The organism is Paraburkholderia phytofirmans OLGA172 (assembly GCF_001634365.1).
Classification (GTDB): Bacteria; Pseudomonadota; Gammaproteobacteria; order Burkholderiales; family Burkholderiaceae; genus Paraburkholderia.
Window position 1 is genome coordinate 434,184 of record NZ_CP014579.1, and the last position, 19,008, is coordinate 453,191.

General features: G+C 63.7%; 11 protein-coding genes. 4 read left to right on the top strand and 7 right to left on the bottom strand.

Annotated features, from left to right (window positions below; genetic code table 11):
• Positions 1-13: 13 nt before the first annotated feature.
• The 5 genes from glgX to AYM40_RS22290 form a co-directional block, all read right to left on the bottom strand.
• Positions 14-2,233, bottom strand: a complete 2,220-nt coding sequence (gene glgX / locus AYM40_RS22270) for a glycogen debranching protein GlgX (RefSeq protein ID WP_063498435.1) — start codon at positions 2,231-2,233, stop codon at positions 14-16.
• A 98-nt stretch (positions 2,234-2,331) separates the two neighbouring features.
• The gene (gene glgB, locus AYM40_RS22275) at positions 2,332-4,542 is read right to left on the bottom strand and encodes a 1,4-alpha-glucan branching protein GlgB (RefSeq protein WP_063498436.1); all 2,211 of its coding nucleotides are present in this window, start codon (positions 4,540-4,542) and stop codon (positions 2,332-2,334) included.
• On the bottom strand, positions 4,535-7,996 hold the full coding sequence (gene treS / locus AYM40_RS22280) for a maltose alpha-D-glucosyltransferase (protein ID WP_063498437.1): 3,462 nt from the start codon (positions 7,994-7,996) through the stop codon (positions 4,535-4,537). Before treS ends, glgB begins: the two co-directional genes overlap by 8 nt.
• Positions 7,993-11,436, bottom strand: a complete 3,444-nt coding sequence (locus tag AYM40_RS38830; RefSeq protein ID WP_082855238.1) for an alpha-1,4-glucan--maltose-1-phosphate maltosyltransferase — start codon at positions 11,434-11,436, stop codon at positions 7,993-7,995. The genes treS and AYM40_RS38830 overlap by 4 nt, the downstream gene beginning before the upstream one ends.
• A 465-nt stretch (positions 11,437-11,901) precedes the next feature.
• Positions 11,902-12,564 carry a DUF1345 domain-containing protein gene (locus tag AYM40_RS22290; RefSeq protein WP_063498438.1) on the bottom strand — a complete coding sequence of 221 codons (663 nt, stop codon included), beginning with the start codon at positions 12,562-12,564 and terminating at the stop codon, positions 11,902-11,904.
• Between the two features lie 366 nt (positions 12,565-12,930).
• On the opposite strand from AYM40_RS22290, the gene AYM40_RS22295 reads away from it, so the two are divergent.
• The 4 genes from AYM40_RS22295 to AYM40_RS22310 all read left to right on the top strand — a co-directional run bounded on the left by AYM40_RS22295 (position 12,931) and on the right by AYM40_RS22310 (position 17,815).
• On the top strand, positions 12,931-13,590 hold the full coding sequence (locus AYM40_RS22295; RefSeq protein WP_063498439.1) for a sugar dehydrogenase complex small subunit: 660 nt from the start codon (positions 12,931-12,933) through the stop codon (positions 13,588-13,590).
• 288 nt (positions 13,591-13,878) lie between these two features.
• Entirely contained in the window at positions 13,879-15,480 is a 1,602-nt protein-coding gene (locus AYM40_RS22300; protein ID WP_063498440.1) for a GMC family oxidoreductase, read from the top strand.
• 20 nt (positions 15,481-15,500) lie between these two features.
• The gene (locus AYM40_RS22305) at positions 15,501-16,928 is read left to right on the top strand and encodes a cytochrome c (protein ID WP_063498441.1); all 1,428 of its coding nucleotides are present in this window, start codon (positions 15,501-15,503) and stop codon (positions 16,926-16,928) included.
• A 149-nt stretch (positions 16,929-17,077) separates the two neighbouring features.
• Positions 17,078-17,815 carry a metallophosphoesterase gene (locus AYM40_RS22310; RefSeq protein ID WP_082855487.1) on the top strand — a complete coding sequence of 246 codons (738 nt, stop codon included), beginning with the start codon at positions 17,078-17,080 and terminating at the stop codon, positions 17,813-17,815.
• Between the two features lie 24 nt (positions 17,816-17,839).
• On the opposite strand, the gene AYM40_RS22315 is transcribed toward AYM40_RS22310, so the two are convergent.
• Together AYM40_RS22315 and AYM40_RS22320 are read right to left on the bottom strand one after the other, a co-directional pair.
• Entirely contained in the window at positions 17,840-18,541 is a 702-nt protein-coding gene (locus tag AYM40_RS22315; RefSeq protein WP_063498443.1) for an RES family NAD+ phosphorylase, read from the bottom strand.
• Complete coding sequence (locus tag AYM40_RS22320; protein WP_063498444.1) at positions 18,538-18,975, bottom strand: MbcA/ParS/Xre antitoxin family protein; 438 nt, start codon at positions 18,973-18,975, stop codon at positions 18,538-18,540. The genes AYM40_RS22315 and AYM40_RS22320 overlap by 4 nt, the downstream gene beginning before the upstream one ends.
• Between the last annotated feature and the right edge of the window lie 33 nt (positions 18,976-19,008).

The window sequence follows — 19,008 nt, forward strand, 5'->3', positions numbered from 1 at the left end:
TGTTGCTTTTCGCCTACGTGGTCGGCGACGTATCGCCGCTTGGCGGATGCGCACCCGGATCGGGCGGCAGGGCGGTCAACAGCCGCGGCCCATGCTGCGCGCCGGCCTTCCAGCCCGCCTGCCAATCCGCTTCGCCGACGGGTTGCGCCGCCAGCATCACGAGGCTATGCGCGGCCACTTCGACCTCTGGCACCGCCAACCGGTGCGGCGCGCTCGCCGGCTCAGCAGTATCTAGCAGCACATGCCATTCCAAGTGTGGCGCGGGTGGCACGAAACGCAGCGTTTCCGCCGCGGCGTTGAGCATCATCAACAATACTTCCGTTTCGCCATTCAAGCCTGGACCCGCGCGCCGCAGCGTGAACGCGCGGCCTTCGGGGTCCTGCCAGGCTTCGATGGTAAGCGGATCGCCGTGTTCATCGAACCAGCCGACATCGAACAGGCCTGGCAACACTTCACGGTCGCCGAACAGAAAACGCGTTTCGCGTAGCAGCGGATGCTGTTTGCGCAGCGCGATCACGCGTGCGACGAACGCAGTCATCTGGCGGCCGTCGGGCGACTCCGCGCGCTCCCAGTCGAGCCATGATAGTTCGTTATCCTGGCAGTACGCATTGTTGTTGCCATTCTGCGTACGCAGCGATTCGTCGCCTGCCAGCACCATGGGCGTGCCGAGCGCCATCAGCAGCGTGGCGATCAGCGAGCGGGCCACGCGCTTGCGGGTTTCGAGGATGACCGGATCGTCGGTCGGGCCTTCTACGCCCCAATTGCGACTGCAGTTTTCATTGTGACCGTCATTGTTGTCTTCTTGATTGGCGTCGTTGTGCTTGTGTTCGTACGCGGTGACATCGGCGAGCGTAAAGCCGTCATGCGACGTGACAAAGTTGACCGATGCCCATGGTTTCCGGAAACGCCGGTTGAACAGATCGGCGGAGCCGGTCAGACGCGCGGCGAGATCGGGGCGCAGGCCCGCGTCACCGCGCCAGAAGCGGCGCACCGTGTCGCGGAAACGGTCGTTCCATTCCGCGAATCCCGGCGGATGATTGCCAAGTTGGTAACCGCCGGGGCCGATGTCCCATGGCTCGGAAATCAGCTTGCGCTGTGACAGGATTGGGTCCTGCCGCAAGGCGTCGAAGAAACCGGAGCCGGGATCGAAACCATGCTGCTCGCGGCCGAGCGTCACGCCGAGATCGAAACGGAAGCCGTCGATATTGAACTTCGTCGACCAGTAGCGCAGCGAATCCGTCACCATCTGCAGCACACGCGGATGCGGCAGGTTCACGGTATTGCCGCAGCCGGTGTCGTTGATATGGTGGCGTTCGTCGCCGGGAATCAGGCGGTAGTAGCTCGCATTGTCGAGGCCGCGCCATGAGACAGTCGGCCCCATTTCGTTGCCTTCGCAGGTGTGGTTGTAGACCACGTCGAGAATCACTTCGATGCCGGCCGCGTGCAACTGGCGCACGGCGATGCGCATTTCATCGAGCCGGTGCGTGCTCAGATACGACGGCTCCGGTGCAAAAAATGCCGCGCTGTTGTAACCCCAGTAATTGCGCAGGCCGCGCTCCACCAGAAAGCGGTCGTTCAGAAACGCATTCACGGGCAGCAATTCGACAGCGGTCACGCCGAGCTTCAGCAAATGCGCGATGAATTCCGGCGAAGCCAGCGCGGCGAACGTGCCGCGTTCGTGCTGGCGCAAATCGGGGCGCAACATCGACACGCCGCGCACATGCGCCTCGTAGACGATGGTCTCGCCCCACGGCACATTCGGGCGCTTGTCGTGTGACCAGTCGAAGGCTTCGTCGATCACGACGCACTTCGGCATGGCCGGCGCCGAATCGCGGCGATCGATCGAAAGATCGGCGCGATTCGAATGCACACGATAGCCGAACAGCGCGTCGGACCAGCGAAACTGCCCAACCAGTTTGCGTGCATACGGATCGAGCAATAGTTTGTGCGGATTGAAGCGATGCCCATGTTGCGGCTGATACGGCCCATGGGCGCGAAAGCCGTACGCCGTGCCGGGGTGTGCATTGGGCAAATAGCCGTGCCAGACTTCATCGGTGCATTCGGGCAGCGTGAAGCGTCTCATCTCCTTGCGACCGGTGGGATCGAACAGGCAAAGCTCGATTTTTTGCGCATTCGCCGAGAACACCGCAAAGTTGACGCCGAGGCCATCCCAGCTGGCGCCGAGCGGATAGGGCGAGCCGGGCAGAAGCCGGTCGGGCAGTGCGTGCGACATGATTCCCCTTCCTTGTTCTGTTTTATGAACGCTATCGTGGGACTTCATGCAACGAGCGCGTGGCCTGGCCGCCGCGCGCTCGCCTTACAACACATCCATCAATCCGCGCGCAACACGATCGTCGCCAAAGGCGGCAGCGTCAGCACAGCGGAATGCGGCCAGCCGTGGCTCGAGACATTGTCGGTATGGATCAGCCCGCCGTTGCCCATGTTCGAGCCGCCGTACACGCCAGCATCCGTATTCAGCACTTCCACCCAGCGGCCGCTGCGCGGCATGCCGATCCGGTACCCGACCCGCGGCACCGGCGTCATGTTGCACACGACGACAAGTTCGCGGCCCTCGCCATCGGTGCGGCGGTAGGCGTACACGCTGTTGCCGCTGTCGTCGCCGACCAGCCATTGGAAGCCGCCCGGCTCGCTGTCGAGCCGATGCAGCGCAGGCTCTTCGCTGTACAGACGGTTCAGGTCGCGCACGAGCTTCTGCACGCCGTGATGGTTCGGATCGTCGAGCAAATGCCAGTGCGGCGACGTGTCGTGGTTGAATTCGGCCAGCTGGCCGAATTCGCCGCCCATGAACAGCAGCTTCTTGCCCGGATGCGTCCACATGAATCCGAAGTACGCGCGCAGGTTGGCGAACTTCTGCCACCGGTCGCCGGGCATCTTGCCGAGCAGCGAGCCTTTGCCGTGCACCACCTCGTCGTGCGAGAGCGGCAGCACGAAGCGCTCGGAATACGCATACACCATCCCGAACGTCATCATGTGGTGATGGTATTGGCGGTAGATCGGGTTCTCTTCCATGTAGTGCAGCGTGTCGTGCATCCAGCCCATGTTCCACTTGAACTGGAAGCCGAGGCCGCCGTCTTCGACGCGCGCCGTCACACCCGGCCACGCGGTCGACTCCTCGGCGATCGTGATCGCGCCCGGTACGCCCGGCACATAGCCGACTTCATGATTCAGCCGCTTCAGAAACGCGATCGATTCGAGGTTTTCGCGCCCGCCGTGGATATTCGGCACCCACTCGCCAGGCTCGCGCGAGTAGTCGCGATACAGCATCGAGGCGACCGCATCCACGCGCAGGCCGTCGACGTGATAGCGCTTCAGCCAAGCCAGGCCCGATGCCACCAGGAACGCGCTCACCTCGTTGCGGCCGAGGTTGTAGATCATCGTGTTCCAGTCCTGGTGATAGCCTTCGCGCGGATCGGCGTGCTCGTAGAGCGGCGTGCCGTCGAAGTCGATGAGGCCGTGGGCGTCGTTCGGAAAGTGCGCCGGCACCCAGTCGAGAATCACGCCGAGGCCGGCCTCGTGCGCCTTGTCGACGAATAGGGCGAACTGCTCGGGCTTGCCGAAGCGCGCGGACGGCGCGAACTGTCCGAGCGGCTGATAGCCCCACGAACCGCCGAACGGATGCTCGGCAATCGGCATGAACTCCACGTGCGTGAAGCCCATGCTTTTCACGTAAGGAATCAGCCGCTCGGCGAGTTCTTCCCAGGTGAGGCCGCGCTGGCCTTCTTCGGCGACGCGCAGCCACGATTCGGCATGCACTTCGTAGATCGAGATCGGTGCGCGCGGGGTTTGTTTGGCGGCGCGCGACTGAATCCAGTCCTGGTCGGTCCACGCAAACTGCTCGATCTCGTCGACATGCGCGACCACCGATGCGGTGCCAGGCGGCTTTTCCGTTTGCATGGCGCACGGATCGGCTTTCAGTGGCAACGGATGGCCGTCACGGGCGAGCAATTCGTACTTGTAGCGCGCGCCCGGGCCGACGCGCGGCACGAACAATTCCCATACACCGGCCTGATGACGCAACCGCATCGGATGACGGCGCCCATCCCACGAATTGAAGTCGCCGACCACCGACACGCGCCGCGCGTTCGGCGCCCATACGGCAAAGCGCACGCCCGGCACGCCGGCCACTTCCATCGGACGCGAGCCGAGGCATTCGAGCACCGCGTACGGGTCGCCGCCAGCGAGACGCCCCAACGGCTCGTCGCCGAGAACCGGGCCGAACGAATACGTGTCCTCGATTTCCTGCACGGTGCCGTGCCAGTCGATGCGCAGGCGATAGGGTGCCCCCGACGTGACTCGACCGGAAAACAGCCCGGGCCTGAGTTGCTCGAGTTCGCCGAGTGTCGAGCCATCGGCGCGCGAGATCACTATGACATGCGAGGCGTTGGGCAACAGCGCGCGCACCACCGGACCCGCGTCCGTCTGATGCATGCCGAGTTGCGCGAAAGGATCGGGGTGACGCGCTTCGACGAGCGCGTCGATATCGAGTGGTTGGAGGCCTGCGGCCGGATCATGCTCACTCATAGTCGCCCTCGGCCGGAGTAGGCGGTGTGGCGGCGCCTGGCGCCTGAGTTAATGGATCGTGCTGCGAATGGCTGGTGTCGCCGAGCAAGCGGCTGGTGAGCGCGGCGAGGCCGCGTACCGGCAAACTGAGCCACGTCGGACGATTGGCCGCTTCGTAACGGATTTCGTACGCGGCTTTCTCGATCAGGAACAGATCGAGCAAGGCCTGTTCGGCTTCGGGCGCCACCAGCGGCGTCGGCGAATCCGCGACGGCGGTGCGGTATGCCTTCAGGAACGCTTCGGTGGCGTGCGCGCGGAAACGCTCGAAGAGCGTGCGCTTGCGATCGGCGGTCTGCTGCGGCGCGCTTTCCATCGTGGACTGCGCCGCGGCGCTCGCATAGGACAGTGAGCGCATCAAGCCGGCCACGTCGCGCAACGGGCTCGACTTCTGGCGCCGCTCCTCCAATGTACGCGCGGGCTCGCCTTCGAAGTCGATCAGATACGCGTCGCCCTGCGCGACCAGCACCTGGCCCAGATGGAAGTCGCCGTGAATGCGCGTGCGCAACGCACCCGCATTGCCCGAGACCAGCTTGTTGACGGCTTTGACGAGCGCGGCGCGGCGGTCGATCAGGCTTTGCGCCAATGCCTTGATGTCCGCGTCGCTCATCTGCTCGATGCGCGGCGCGAGCAGATCGAGCGCGCTGGCGAGCATGGCTTGCGTACCGTCGACCCACGCCTTCACCTGGTCGGCGCTGGCCGGTTCCGGCGCGAACGCTGGGTCGTCGGCAGGCGAAGCGAGCGCCACATGCAATTCACCCAGCCGCTTGCCGATGACGCCCGCCAGCGCGCTGTAGCCTTCCATGAGAATCGCTTCGTTATCGCGGTCCGCCGCTTGCGCTTCCGTATCCACGGCGATGGCGAGTTCGTCCACCGAGCGGCGCAGGTAATCGAGCGACCAGTTCCAGGCGTCGCCCTGATTGTCGATAAACCCTTGCAAAATCGCGAGCGTATGCGGCACGCCTTCGGGATCGACGCGCACCACTTCACCATACAGCGGCGCGGTGTTCGCGTAGCCGAGTTGGGTCAGATAGCGGCTGATTTCCGCTTCCGGATGAATGCCGCTCACCAGACGCCGCACCAGTTTCAGCACCGCAGCATCGGCGATGATCAGCGAGCTGTTGCTTTGCTCGGCCGCCAGCCAGCGGATCTCGGGCCGCTCGCCGAGTTCGCTGAGTTCGTCGAAGCGTTCGGTTGGAATGAACTTGATCTCGCTCTTCTGCACGGTCGGCACGACCGCGCGTTCGCGCAGTTTGCGCAGCACGCCATGTGCGAAGATCGGCAGCGCGAACGCGTCCGTCAGATGGCCGACGTTGCGGCCGCGACGCACGCGCGCGAGTGCCAGTTGCATGAATAGCGGCGTCGTGGTTTCGCCGCCCCACGTGATGGCGATTGGCACGACGTACCGTTCAGTATGGTCGCCCACGTCCGCTTCGATTTCGGTGAACGCGAAGCCGCCGTTGGGGATCGTCGTCAACGCGGCGAGGCGTACCGCATGCATCTTCAGATCCTTCGAGGCAAACCAGCGGCGCCGGCTTAACCACGACGGCAGCACCTCGGATTCGAGCAGGCGCACGTTCTCTGGTGTCGGGCCGATCTGGCCCTCGCGGATCACGATCGTGACAAATTCGGGCAGCGGCTCCGAATGCGCCTGCGCCCATGTTGGACGCTGGCCGCCCGAACACAGCATGAACCACAGGAAACCGTACGGCGGGAAGGTCAGCAGATAGGTGAGTTGACCGATCGCGGGGAACACGGAATCCGCGGTCATTTCGACCGGCACCGCGCCGTTGAACTCGGATAGATCGAGTTCAACCGCTTGCGGCGCGCGCGACAGATTCGCCACGCACAGGATCGGCGGCTGGTCCGGCATTTCGCGCAGATACGCAAGAATCTTGCGGTTTTCCGGCTTGAGGAAACGGATCGTGCCACGTCCGAAGGTTTGCTTCGCGCGCCGGGTGGCGAGCATGCGCCGGGTCCAGTTCAACAGCGAATGCGGGTCGCGGCTTTGCGCTTCGACGTTGACGGCGTCGAAGCCGTACAACGAACCCATCACCGGCGGCAGCACCAGTTGTTCAGGGTCGGCGCGCGAGAATCCGCCGTTGCGATCCGACGACCATTGCATCGGCGTGCGTACGCCATCGCGGTCGCCGAGGTGGATGTTATCGCCCATGCCGAGCTCGTCGCCGTAATAGATAACGGGCGTGCCTGGCATCGACAGCAGCAGCGAATTGATCAGCTCGATGCGGCGGCGGTCGCGCTCCATCAGTGGTGCGAGGCGGCGCCGAATGCCGAGATTCAGGCGCGCGCGGCGATCGCTCGCATAGGTGTTCCAGAGATAATCGCGCTCGGAATCCGTCACCATTTCGAGCGTCAGTTCGTCGTGATTGCGCAGGAAAATTGCCCACTGGTTCGTTTCCGCGAGGTCCGGCGTTTGCCGCATGATGTCGGTGATCGGAAAGCGATCCTCGCTCGCAATCGACATATAGATGCGCGGCATCAGCGGGAAGTGGAACGCCATGTGGCATTCGTCTTCGTCGCCGAAATATTCCTTCACGTCTTCCGGCCACTGGTTCGCTTCGGCGAGCAGCATACGATTCGGATACTCGGCGTCGATGGTTGCGCGGATCTTCTTCAGCACCGCGTGCGTTTCCGGCAGGTTCTCGTTGTTGGTGCCTTCGCGTTCGACCAGATACGGCACCGCGTCGAGCCGCAGCCCGTCGATGCCCATGTCGAGCCAGAAGCGCATCACTTGCAGCACTTCCTTCAGCACCGCCGGATTGTCGAAGTTCAGATCGGGCTGATGCGAATAGAAGCGGTGCCAGAAGTAAGCGCCCGCGACCGGGTCATGCGTCCAGTTCGACGGCTCCGAATCGATAAAGATGATCCGCGTTTCCTGGTACTTCTGATCGGTATCGGACCACACATAGTAGTTGCGATGATTCGACCCCGGCTTGGCGCGGCGGGCGCGCTGAAACCACGGGTGCTGATCCGACGTGTGGTTGATCACCAGCTCCGTAATCACGCGGATGCCGCGTGCGTGCGCTTCCTGAATGAAGCGCTTCACGTCGGCAATCTGGCCGTAGTCGGGATGCACATTGCGATAGTCGGCGATGTCGTAGCCGTCGTCGCGGCGCGGCGACGGGTAGAACGGCAGCAGCCAGATCGCATTCACGCCGAGTTCGGCAATGTAATCGAGCTTCGCGATCAAGCCGGGAAAATCCCCCACGCCGTCGTTGTTCGCGTCGAAGAACGACTTGATGTGAACCTGATAAATGATCGCGTCTTTGTACCAGAGCGGATCGTCGCTGAGCGCGGCGGGTTTGCCGCGCCGTGCCGTCCGCGCTTTCGCCGCGCCGCCGGCGGTTGTGCTCGCGTGGGTCTGCGACGTGCTTTGGGCTGGATCGTCACGCTTCATGTCGCACCTTCCAAAAAGGTTAGGTTGCCAGCGTCGTCTGCGTGATCGTCGCTGTCGGCATCATCTGGGCGCTCAGCAGGTAAGCCGCCGAGCGGCGCGATGCGCCAGATCGAAAACGGCTGGCCCGACCCGAGCCGGATGTGCTGCCAGCGGCCGTGCCATTCGAAACGCGCACCGGTCATCTGATCGGTCACTTCCAGCGCGCCATGGTCGTGCAGATTCCATCGCTGGAAAGTGTCCCACGACAATTCGATATCCGCGCCCTGTTCGTTGAACGGGTCGAGATTGATCGCCACCAGGATGACGTTGTCGCGTGCTTCGGTCGCTTTTTCGAAGAACAGCACATGGTCATTGTGCGCCGGCAGGAACGTCAAGCCGAGATGCGTTTGCAATGCCGGGTTCGCGCGGCGAATCCGGTTCAACGCACTGATCTCGCCGACGATGTTGCCGGGCCGGTGCCAGTCCCACGCGCGCAGTTGATACTTTTCGGAGTCGAGATATTCCTCGCTGTTCGGCAGCGCGGCGGCTTCGCACAATTCGAAACCGCTATATACGCCCCATAAACCCGCGAGTGTGGAGGCGAGCGCCGCTCGAATCAGAAAGCCCGACCGCCCCGACGACTGCAAATGCCGCGGGTTGATGTCCGGCGTATTGACAAAGAAATTCGGCCGGTAGAAATCACGCGCGCTGGTTTGCGTGAGTTCGCTCAGGTACTCGATGAAATCGCGCTTCGACTCGCGCCACGTGAAATATGTGTACGACTGCGAGAAGCCGATCTTGCCGAGGCGGTTCATCATGCGTGGCCGTGTGAACGCTTCGGCGAGGAAGATCGTGTCGGGATAGCGCGAGCGCACGTCGTCGATCACCCATTCCCAGAACGGCAGCGGCTTGGTGTGCGGATTGTCCACACGGAAAATGTGCACGCCGGCTTCGATCCAGAACAGGAATACGTCGCGCAGCGCCAGCCACAAATCGGGCTTGGCGTCGTGCGCATAGAAGTCGGGATTGACGATGTCCTGATACTTCTTCGGCGGATTTTCCGCGTACCGCAGCGTGCCGTCGGGGCGCCAGGCGAACCACGTCGGATGCGCGTTCAGCCACGGGTGGTCCGGCGAGCACTGGATCGCGAAGTCGAGCGCGATTTCGAGGCCGTGCGCGTGCGCGGCGGCCAGCATCTGCTTGAAGTCGTCGAGCGTGCCGAGTTCAGGATGCACGGCGGTATGGCCGCCTTCGACCCCGCCGATCGCGTACGGGCTGCCGACATCCCCCGGTTGCGCATTCAGCGTGTTGTTGCGGCCTTTGCGGTTCGCGATGCCGATCGGGTGGATCGGCGGGAAGTACAGCACGTCGAAGCCCATGTCGCGAATGCGCGGCAGTTTCGTGACCACGTCAGCGAAGGTGCCGTGACGCGATTCGTCGTCGCTCATCGAACGCGGGAAGATCTCGTACCAGCTCGCGAAACGCGCGGCGGTCCGTTCGGCGTCGATCTTGTAGACGATCGGATCGCGGCTCAGGAACGGGCGGTGGCGCGCGGCGGTCATCGCATTCGCGGTGGCCGGCTCGAGCAGCAGCGCGAGCTTCGTTTCGGCGTCGGCCTTGGTGAAGCGCTTGACGATATGGTCGAGCGGCTCGGTCATCGCGCCGTCCGCGGTTTCCACTTCGGCGAGCACCAGCGCGAACAGATGCGCGGCTTCGTCGAGTTCGAGTTCGACGGTTTGGCCCGCTTTCAGCTTCTTCTGGATATGCTCGACTAGCGACGCGAAGTCGTCGCGCCATGCAATGACCGTGAATTCGTGACGGCCGAGGCGCTCCAGCGGAATGCGCGCCTTCCAGATATCGAGGCCAACCGGCTGGGCCGGACTCATCGGCACTTCGTGCCAGGCGGTCTCGTCGGCGGCGCGCCAGACAACGGCGGCTGCGATCTTGTCGTGACCCTCCGCAAAGATCGCGGCAGTGATTTCGGCGCGCTCGCCCACCACGCGCTTGGCGGCAAAGCGTCCGTTATCGACCGAGGGCGTGACGCTCTCGATCGCCACGCGCGGCGCGCTGATCGCTTCGAGCACGGTCTTGTGGCCGCTGCGCTTGCTGGTCGCCTTGTCGATCGGCGGCGCGAGACGGATCGGTTTATCGGCGGTCCCGCGGAACAAACGTACCGCGCCGGGTGCCAGCGTGAACGGCGTCAACGCGGCGGGCGTGGCATGCCCTGGCGCGTCGAGCGGGACGAAGCGCGTGAAGTTGCCCGGTACGCCCGGGAGGAAGCGGGCAGGATCGACGCGCACAGGCGTACCGAGTTCCGGATTGATGGCGATCAGGATCGCTTCGCCGGCGTTGCGCAGATCGGGTGTGTCGGCGCGCAGCAACACCGCGAAGGGCACGTCGGGCCCGCTTAGCGGGCGCAATTCGCCGTTGGCGTGGAGCGTCTTCGTATTGCGCACCACCTCGTTCGCATGGCTGATCCGTTCCGAGAGGTCGAATGGCTTCGACTGGCAGGCGAGGGCGAACTGCGCAGCGTCGCCGCGTGTTTGCGACATCGGCTCGGCGATGCCGTATTCGAAGCCCATCGGCATCATCCAGCCGGCGCCGGTCGAGGCCGACGCGAACAGCGCGCGCCGGTAGGCCCGCTCGACGATGGCGGCGTCGTGCGCGTCGCTGAGATCGGCGGCGAGGCGGGTGCCATAAGGCGCTTCGGGAAAGGCGATGGGTGCGGCGATGCGGGCGAGCGCGGCATGCTCTTCCACCATCCAGCTGGCGCGGAAGTCCCACCAGCGCACCGACGAGAACACGCTGTCGAAACCCGCGCCTTCGAGGCCGAGCAGATCGCCGCGGGCGAGACCCGGCGTCGCGGCAAGGAAACGCATCTCAGGATGATTCGCGCGAACCGCGTCGCCGAGTTGCCGCCAAACGGCGGCCGGCACGCGATGCGGCGAATCGAACCGGAAGCCGCCGACCCCCGCATCGGCTAGCGTCAGCAGTTGCTGCGTCCACCAGCCAAGTAGTGCATCGCGGCTGGCGTCGTCGCTGAAGTTGGCATACGCGACGTTGTCCTCGTGATGCACGTGGCGCGGGTCGAGCCGCGCCTCTTCAGACTCGAATGGGTGGAACCAGCCTGCATGTTCGGCGTACAGCGCGCCATCGGCGGCCATCCGGTCGATCACCAGATCGACCAGCAAGGTCAAACCGTTCTGGCGGGCGGCGTGCGCGAGCGTGCGGATCGCCTCCGTGGCCGATTGCCCGGTCTCGAACACCGGATGCAGCCGGCCGTGGTTGCCGACCACCTGTGCGTGACCCGCCCGGCCCGGCTCGAAAATGCCGCCGATCAGCGCGTGATCGAAGCCCAGTCCGGCTGCGTGAGCGAACTGCGCAGGCCATGCGTCGAGCGGCCCGACGAGAAGTGAATGGAAAAAGTAAATCCGCGGCGCGTACCCGTTTGGAGATTCCATCGGTCTTTTCCAGATTCGTCCTGCTGCGGTGTGGATGCAATTGGCATGCGATCACAGCGCTCATTGGGCTTCCAGAGCCGGATACCGCGCGAGGCGTGAAGCGAGGGCGCGTACTGGTCAATGTAGTGCAAAGATCGTCACGCCGCTGGCCAGTTAGGGATGTTTTGACGCCAGGCGTCGATGGCACGTGGCCGGCCAGAACTATTCGCAAGACGCAGCAAACGGTGTGCCAGTGCGTTTTGGACGGAAGCGAAGGGGGCGGGAGCGCGCGCCCTATTGGGAGGCGCGGCTGACGGCTGGAAGCGGCGGAGGCGTGTTGGCGGACAGCCCGCGTGTAAAACGGACGGGCGTCGTCCGGGTTTTACACGGGGGGGAGCGAGACGCGCGCCGGGGCCGCAAAAGGCGAAGCGGCGACCGGCGGAGCAAGCGTTGCGAGGGAAAAGACCGTCACGGAAGAAGGGCGGCTCAAGAGCCGACCAGGCCCGCGGCGATGTTCACGCACAAGCCCAGCACGGCGACGTTGAAGTAGAACGACAGAATCGACTGCGCGAGCGCGGCGCGGCGAATCGTGCGGGAGCGCAGTACGACGTCCGAGGTTTGCGAGGCCACGGCGATGGTGAACGAGAAGTACAGGAAGTCCCAGTAGTCCGGCTGGAGCTTGTGGTCGGGAAACAGCAGGGCGGTCTCCGGCGCATCCGCGTCGTAGTAAATTCGCGCATAGTGCGACGTGAAAATGGTCGGGATCATGAACCATGCGCCGATCATCGTAAGGCCGGTCAACAGGTAGTGCCATGCAGTCGAGGCGCCGGCCGTGCCCTTCGCCGAAGCCAGTTCGAGCACGATCGCGGCAATGCTGGCGATCGTCGCGACGCAGATCACCACCAGCACCACCCCCGCGTTTTCATCGTCGCGCCGCGCGAATTCGCGGACATGGCTTTCGTCGGCGAAGGCCATGTGCACCCAGATCAGCACGAGATAGGTCCACACTGCGGCATCCCAGCCGGCCAGAACACGCACCATGGGGCGTGTGTGCTCGGGAACCGCCAGCGCGGCGACGAGGCCAGCGACGAGGCCGATCAGCATGCGTGGTCGATTGCGAAGAACCTGCGGATAATATTTTGTCAGCATGAGGTCAAGAGTGGAGGGCCGTCTGTGTCGCGGATTCTACTCGCGCTTCGGGCGCCATTTGTCGAATGGGGGAATCACAGGCTATAGTCTTTCGCAACGGCCTTGCGCGCCGCTTTCAGTTGAAAGGCGATTGGCAGGCGGCACGCTTTTCGCGTTGCACGCCGCGCACTGAAGCTATTTCACAAGGCTGTCATCAGCACAACGTAATGCGGCTCGCTTCGGCATCATGCAGCCACACAAGACCGCTTAAGCGGCGCCAGACCAGGTTTGGGATAGAGAAATCGACGTAATGCGTGGGCGGCATCGCGCCACGGCCGCGTTTTCCGTCGAGAACGACTCATGATCGACTCGCCATCTGGAGCCCCCATGACAGATGTTCCTGAGAAAAAAGATGCGCACCGCGAAGTGACGCATTTGGCCGGGTTTTCGTCGTCAACTTCGTCTTCGTTGCCTTCTTCGCGAAGGTCTTCGCCGTTGCCTTCGCTGCATGCCTCGCGTTCGTTTTCGTTCTCGGCCTCACGCAGGATATGGGTGCTGGGCGCATGCGCCACTGCCGCCGCGCTCGCGTTTGCCGGCGCGGGCCAACCGCTCTCGTGGATCGCCCCGGCGTTTGCCGATGCGCCCGCCGGCGGCGGGCTCGATGCGTTCCTTGCGCTCTCGCAGCGTCTTACCGGTCGCTCGGGCTTCGACGCCGTGCTCGGCAAACGTGTCTACGACGCCCTCGCCAAATCCGACAGCCAGTTCGCCCAGAACGTCGCCGCGCTCAACACGTGGCTGCAGGGTCATGGCGGTGTGCCGTCCGATACCGTCACGCAGGCATTACAGGCCGATCAGCCCGCGCTCGCCAAGTCTGTAGGCGCGATCATGCGCGCGTGGTATCTCGGTCTCGTGGGCGACATGCCGCATGTGGACGTGGTCGCTTATGAAAAAGCGCTGATGTTCGAGCCGGTCAAGGACGTGCTGACGATTCCGTCCTATTGCCGCGACGTGCCGTTCTACTGGACGCAGAAGCCAGTGAGCGCCTGAACGGCGTTCCTCTCGCGCGTGCCTTGCCGTCGTATCGCCTGATTGAGCCGTTTGACGAGACGTCGGCACGCGAGACCCGCAAGCAACGATAAGCCGGCACAGTCGTGCATGGGACCAGAGTAAGAGCTTTGCATGGGACCAGAGTAAGAGCTTTGCATGGGACCAGAGTAAGCGCTAAAGCGCCAACTCTGGTCGACAGCTAAAGCGCCAACTCTGGCCGACAGCTAAAGCGCCAACTCTGGTTGACAGCTAAAGCGCTAACTCTGGCCGACAAAGAAGAGGGCAACAATGGCAAACTCAAATTCCGCCGACATCGTCGTGGTCGGGTCGGGCGTGGCAGGTGGGCTGGTTGCGCATCAGATGGCGTTGGCCGGTGCATCGGTGATCCTGCTCGAAGCCGGGCCGCGCATCCCGCGCTGGCAGATCGTCGAGAATTTCCGCAACTCGCCGGTCAAGTCCGACTTCGCGACGCCGTATCCCTCCACGCCGTACGCGCCGCATCCCGAGTACGCGCCCGCCAACAATTACCTGATCCAGAAGGGCGACTATCCGTACAACTCACAGTATGTGCGGCTGGTCGGCGGCACGACGTGGCACTGGGCGGCCGCCGCGTGGCGGCTGTTGCCGTCGGACTTCCAGTTGCACAAGCTGTACGGCGTGGGACGTGATTGGCCTTATTCGTATGAAACGCTGGAGCCGTGGTATGTGGCGGCTGAAATTCAATTGGGCGTTTCCGGGCCGGACAGCACGATCGATCTCGGTTCGCCGCGCTCCAAGCCTTATCCGATGAGCGCGTTGCCGCTCTCGTACATGGATCAGCGCTTTAGCGACGTGCTCAACGCACAGGGCTTCAAGGTGGTGCCCGAGCCGGTCGCGCGCAACAGCCGTCCGTACGATGCGCGGCCCACCTGCTGCGGCAATAACAACTGCATGCCGATCTGCCCGATCGCGGCGATGTACAACGGCGTGGTGCATGCGGAGAAGGCCGAACAGGCCGGCGCAAAACTGATTCCCGAGGCGGTTGTGTACCGCGTCGAAGCGGACAACAAAGGGCTTATCACGGCAGTCCACTACAAGGACCCGAACGGCAACAGCACACGGGTCACCGGCAAGCTGTTCGTGCTCGCCGCGAACGGCATCGAAACGCCGAAGCTGATGCTGATGTCGACCACCGACAAATTCCCCCACGGCGTCGGCAACAGCTCCGACCAGGTGGGCCGTAACCTGATGGACCATCCGGGCACGGGCGTCACCTTCCTCGCCAATGAACCGCTGTGGCCCGGACGCGGGCCGATGGAGATGACCTCGATCGTCAATTTCCGCGACGGCGCGTTCCGCTCCGATTACGCGGCGAAAAAGCTGCATCTGTCGAACGGCGTGCCGACCATGAGCGTGACCGCCGATCTGCTCAAAAAAGGCCTCACCGGCGCCGAGTTCGACCGGCAGATCCGCGACCGCGCGGCCCGCACGCTGAACATCAACAGCTTTCACGAGCATCTCGCGGAGCCGCAGAACCGCGTGGTGCCCTCGGCGGATCACAAGGACGCGCTCGGTATTCCGCAGCCCGAGATCTACTACTCGATCAACGACTACGTGAAGAAGAGCGCGGCGAACACGCATGAACTGTATGCGCAGATCGCCTCGCTGTTCGGCGGCGCCGAGGTTTCGTTCGACGATACGTTCGCGCCGAACAATCACATCATGGGTACCACCATCATGGGCAGCGATCCTGGGGATTCGGTCGTCGACGTGGACTGCCGCACGCACGATCACTCGAATCTGTTCATCGCCAGCAGCGGTGTGATGCCGACTGCTGCCTCCGTCAATTGCACGCTGACGATCGCGGCCTTGTCGCTGAAACTGGCCGACAAGCTCAAGCGTGAAATCTGAGCCCTGAACGGAGAGCCACAATGACGAACAACACCTCTCGCGTGCAGCCGGCCGATGCGCTGGTTCAGGGTACGCGTCGCCGCCGCTTCCGGGTGGCGACGCTGGCGGCGGTCTTTTCGCTGTTTGCGCTGTACGTCGCCTGGCACGAAGCGGATGGGCCTGGCGCGCGGCATAGCGACGAACTGCCGATCACGCAGGCCCAGGCCGACGACGCTGCGCAACCCGCCATCGCGGGCGCCACGCCGACGGCGGTGGCCAGCAGCGATCTCGTGAAACGCGGTGAATACCTGGCGCGCGCCGGCGACTGCGTCGCCTGCCATACGGCTGACAAAGCCCGCCCGTTCGCGGGCGGCCTGGCGATCAACACGCCGTTCGGCACGATCGTGACGCCAAACATCACGCCCGACCCGGACACGGGGATCGGCCAATGGAGCGACACCGATTTTTTGCGCGCGATGCATGAAGGCGTCGGCAAGAGCGGCGAGCGGCTGTATCCGGCCTTCCCATACGCGGAATACACCAAGGTCACCGATCAGGACGTGCTGGCCATTCGCGCGTATCTGAATACGCTGACACCGATCCACTATGCACCGCCGAGCAATACCCTGAAATTCCCCTTCAACCTGCGCTGGCTGATGGTGTTCTGGAATCTGTTCAATTTCGACGAAGGCCGTTTCGTCCCCGATCCGAAGCAAAGCGTCGAGTGGAATCGCGGCGCGTATCTGGTCCAAGGCCTCGCGCATTGCGAGGAATGCCACACGCCGCGCAATTTCATGCAGGGGTTGAAGACGAGTTCGCGTTTCTCGGGCGCGGTACAGGCCGGCTGGCATGCGTACAACATCACCCCGGACAAGAATAGCGGCGTGGGCAATTGGAGCGATGACGAGCTGGCGGCGTATCTGTCGACCGGCGCGGCGTCGGGCCGCGCCAATGCGGCGGGACCAATGGCCGAGGTGGTGACCGACAGCACGCAGTATCTGACGCACGAGGACGTCGGCTCGATCGTCACATATCTGCGCTCGGTGCCGCCGATCAACGGCGGCGAAGCGCGTCCGCGCGACCAGTGGGGCAACCCCGCCGCCGACGATGTCACCGCGTTGCGCGGCACCACGATCAATGCCGTGAACGGCGCGCAACTGTTCATTGCCAATTGTGCGACGTGCCATAACTGGACTGGGCAGGGTGTCGGTGCAAGCGCGCCGGGTGCGTATCCGTCGCTGATCCATAACTCCGCGGTCGGCGCGAGCGACGCCAACAATCTGGCGATGGTGATCCTGCACGGCGTCAGTCGTACGACGAAACAGGCTGACGTGCTGATGCCCGCGTTCGGCACCCAGCTTACCGACGATCAGGTAGCGGCCATCACCAACTATGTGACCAAACAGTTCGGCAATCCGCAGTCCACAGTGACGGCGGATCAGGTCGCCAAACTGCGCACGGAGCAGTAACGACTGCGTCGGCGGCACGTTTTCCGGTAAGTTCTGCCGGAAAACGTGCCGTATTTGCGTCATTTATACGTCATTTCGGTGCCGCGGCGCGCCAAGAAAAGATAGGTAGCGCGCATGCGCACTTGGGCATGCCGATCTATCATGAGCGAATGGCTTCCGTACTCGTCAACCCCGTCCAGCATCATTCGGCCAATCGGAGCGGCCGCGACTTTGTCGTAGGCGATTTGCATGGCTGTGTCGATGCATTGCGCTATCTGCTGCGCGACATCGCGTTCGACCCGGCACGCGACCGGCTTTTTTCGGTCGGCGATCTGGTGGATCGCGGCGAACATTCCGAGCAGGCGTTGACTCTGCTCGACAAGCCGTGGTTTCACGCGGTGCTCGGCAATCACGAAGACACTTTATGCGCGGTCGCCGATGGGCGCATGCGGCGCCGGTGGTGGTATGGAATCGGCGGGATATGGGCGGCGAAATTGTCCGACGAGCGCTTGCAGGACTACGCCGAACGGCTGCGGATGTTGCCGCTCGTGCGCGTGGTCGGTAGCGGCAAGGAGCGCTTCAATGTTTTGCATGCCGAATTCTTCGGCACGGACGCCGAACTCGACGCCGGGAATTTTTCCGCCGAAACGCGCCAGCAATTGTTATGGGGGCGCGATCTGGCCTTGGGCAACGGCGATCCGCAGCGGCAGCGTGGCCTTTCGCTGACCTATTGCGGCCATACGCCGATGCGCGATATCCAGCAAATCGGCTCACAGGTGTTCATCGACACCGGCGCATTCGGGTCCGGCGGCAGGCTGACGATCGTGGAGCCCCAGGCGTTGCGGCGCTGGTCGATCTCGGTTGAGGCGGCACGGGAGAGCGGGGCGGCGGCGCTGGCCTTGCCTTGATGGTTTCGAGCGCGTTTCGGTCTCCTAGCCCACCTGATTGAGTTCGAACACCATATCGACGCTCGTGCCGTTCCAGTTGTATTCCAGATACGCCGCGTGATGGCAGTCGCGCAGCAGCGTGGTTCTGAACGCGGCGAGGCACTCGCCTTCCTTATCCCGCACCGATGGATACACAATGCCCGGCGCACCGGCCTCGCGCACGGCACGGCCGAGCGATTGTCCGGCGACATAGTCGTCGGGCGACAGCACCGCGAGATCGAGCGAGACGTCGCTGCGGATATCGATCACGTTGCCTTGCGCCATCACGGTATAGAGGCGCATCTGCTGCCGCATGGGCGGCTCGGCGGTCGCCTCGAGAAATTTCCCCGTGTGATAGCGCGTCTCCGCGATCGCAGTAGCACGCGAGCGAGCGCAATAGAACACGCCATACGTGCCGTCCGAGAAGCGGCTGCCGAGCGGATTCAGGTGCGTCAATGCTGCCATGATCGGTCCGTATCCCGGGCCGAAACGGCGCTCTTCGCGTGGCACGAGATCGAGTTCGCCGACTTCGGTGCGCAGGCGGTCGTTGGTCATCGCTTCGAGCGCGTAAAGAGCGTCGAAATCTTCGGGCGAGGCGACCCGGTCGAACAGATTGATGGCCGGAAAGCGCGTTGGAATCACGCGATACGCGGGCGACCAGTCGAGCGGCGCGCTGCGCCAGCGGTCCTGCCAATGCGGTTGTGTCACGCCCAGCCGCCTCGCATCGCGTCGAGATACTGGCGCACGGCCACGAGATCGCTGATGTTGCCGGCCAGCATGCGGTCCAGCGCGCGGCGGCCGCCGAACGGCGGTGCGCTGTTGGGGCGCTTGATCCAGGTGTCGGCGGCGCTGGGCTGCGGCAGCAGGATTTGCAGCGCCTTATAGATGCCAAGCAGCAGCGACAGTCGCTCCAGCGTGTCGCGCCCCAGACGGGCTGTCTGCGGGGCGGATTTCCATTTGAAGTAGGTGGAGCGGCCCGGCGAACCGAGTAACACGATCTGCTCTTCGGCGCTCAGGTCCCAGTCTCGCGCGATGTTGAAGAACGCGCGCAGGCCTGCCGCCGACATTTCCGTGAGCGTGGGTTCCGAAACCGGCGGGCGGATTGGCGGTTCGGGCCGGGTGGCGCGGGCAGCGTGAGCCATGAGCGGATGAGTCCTTATATGTACTTGAAATAA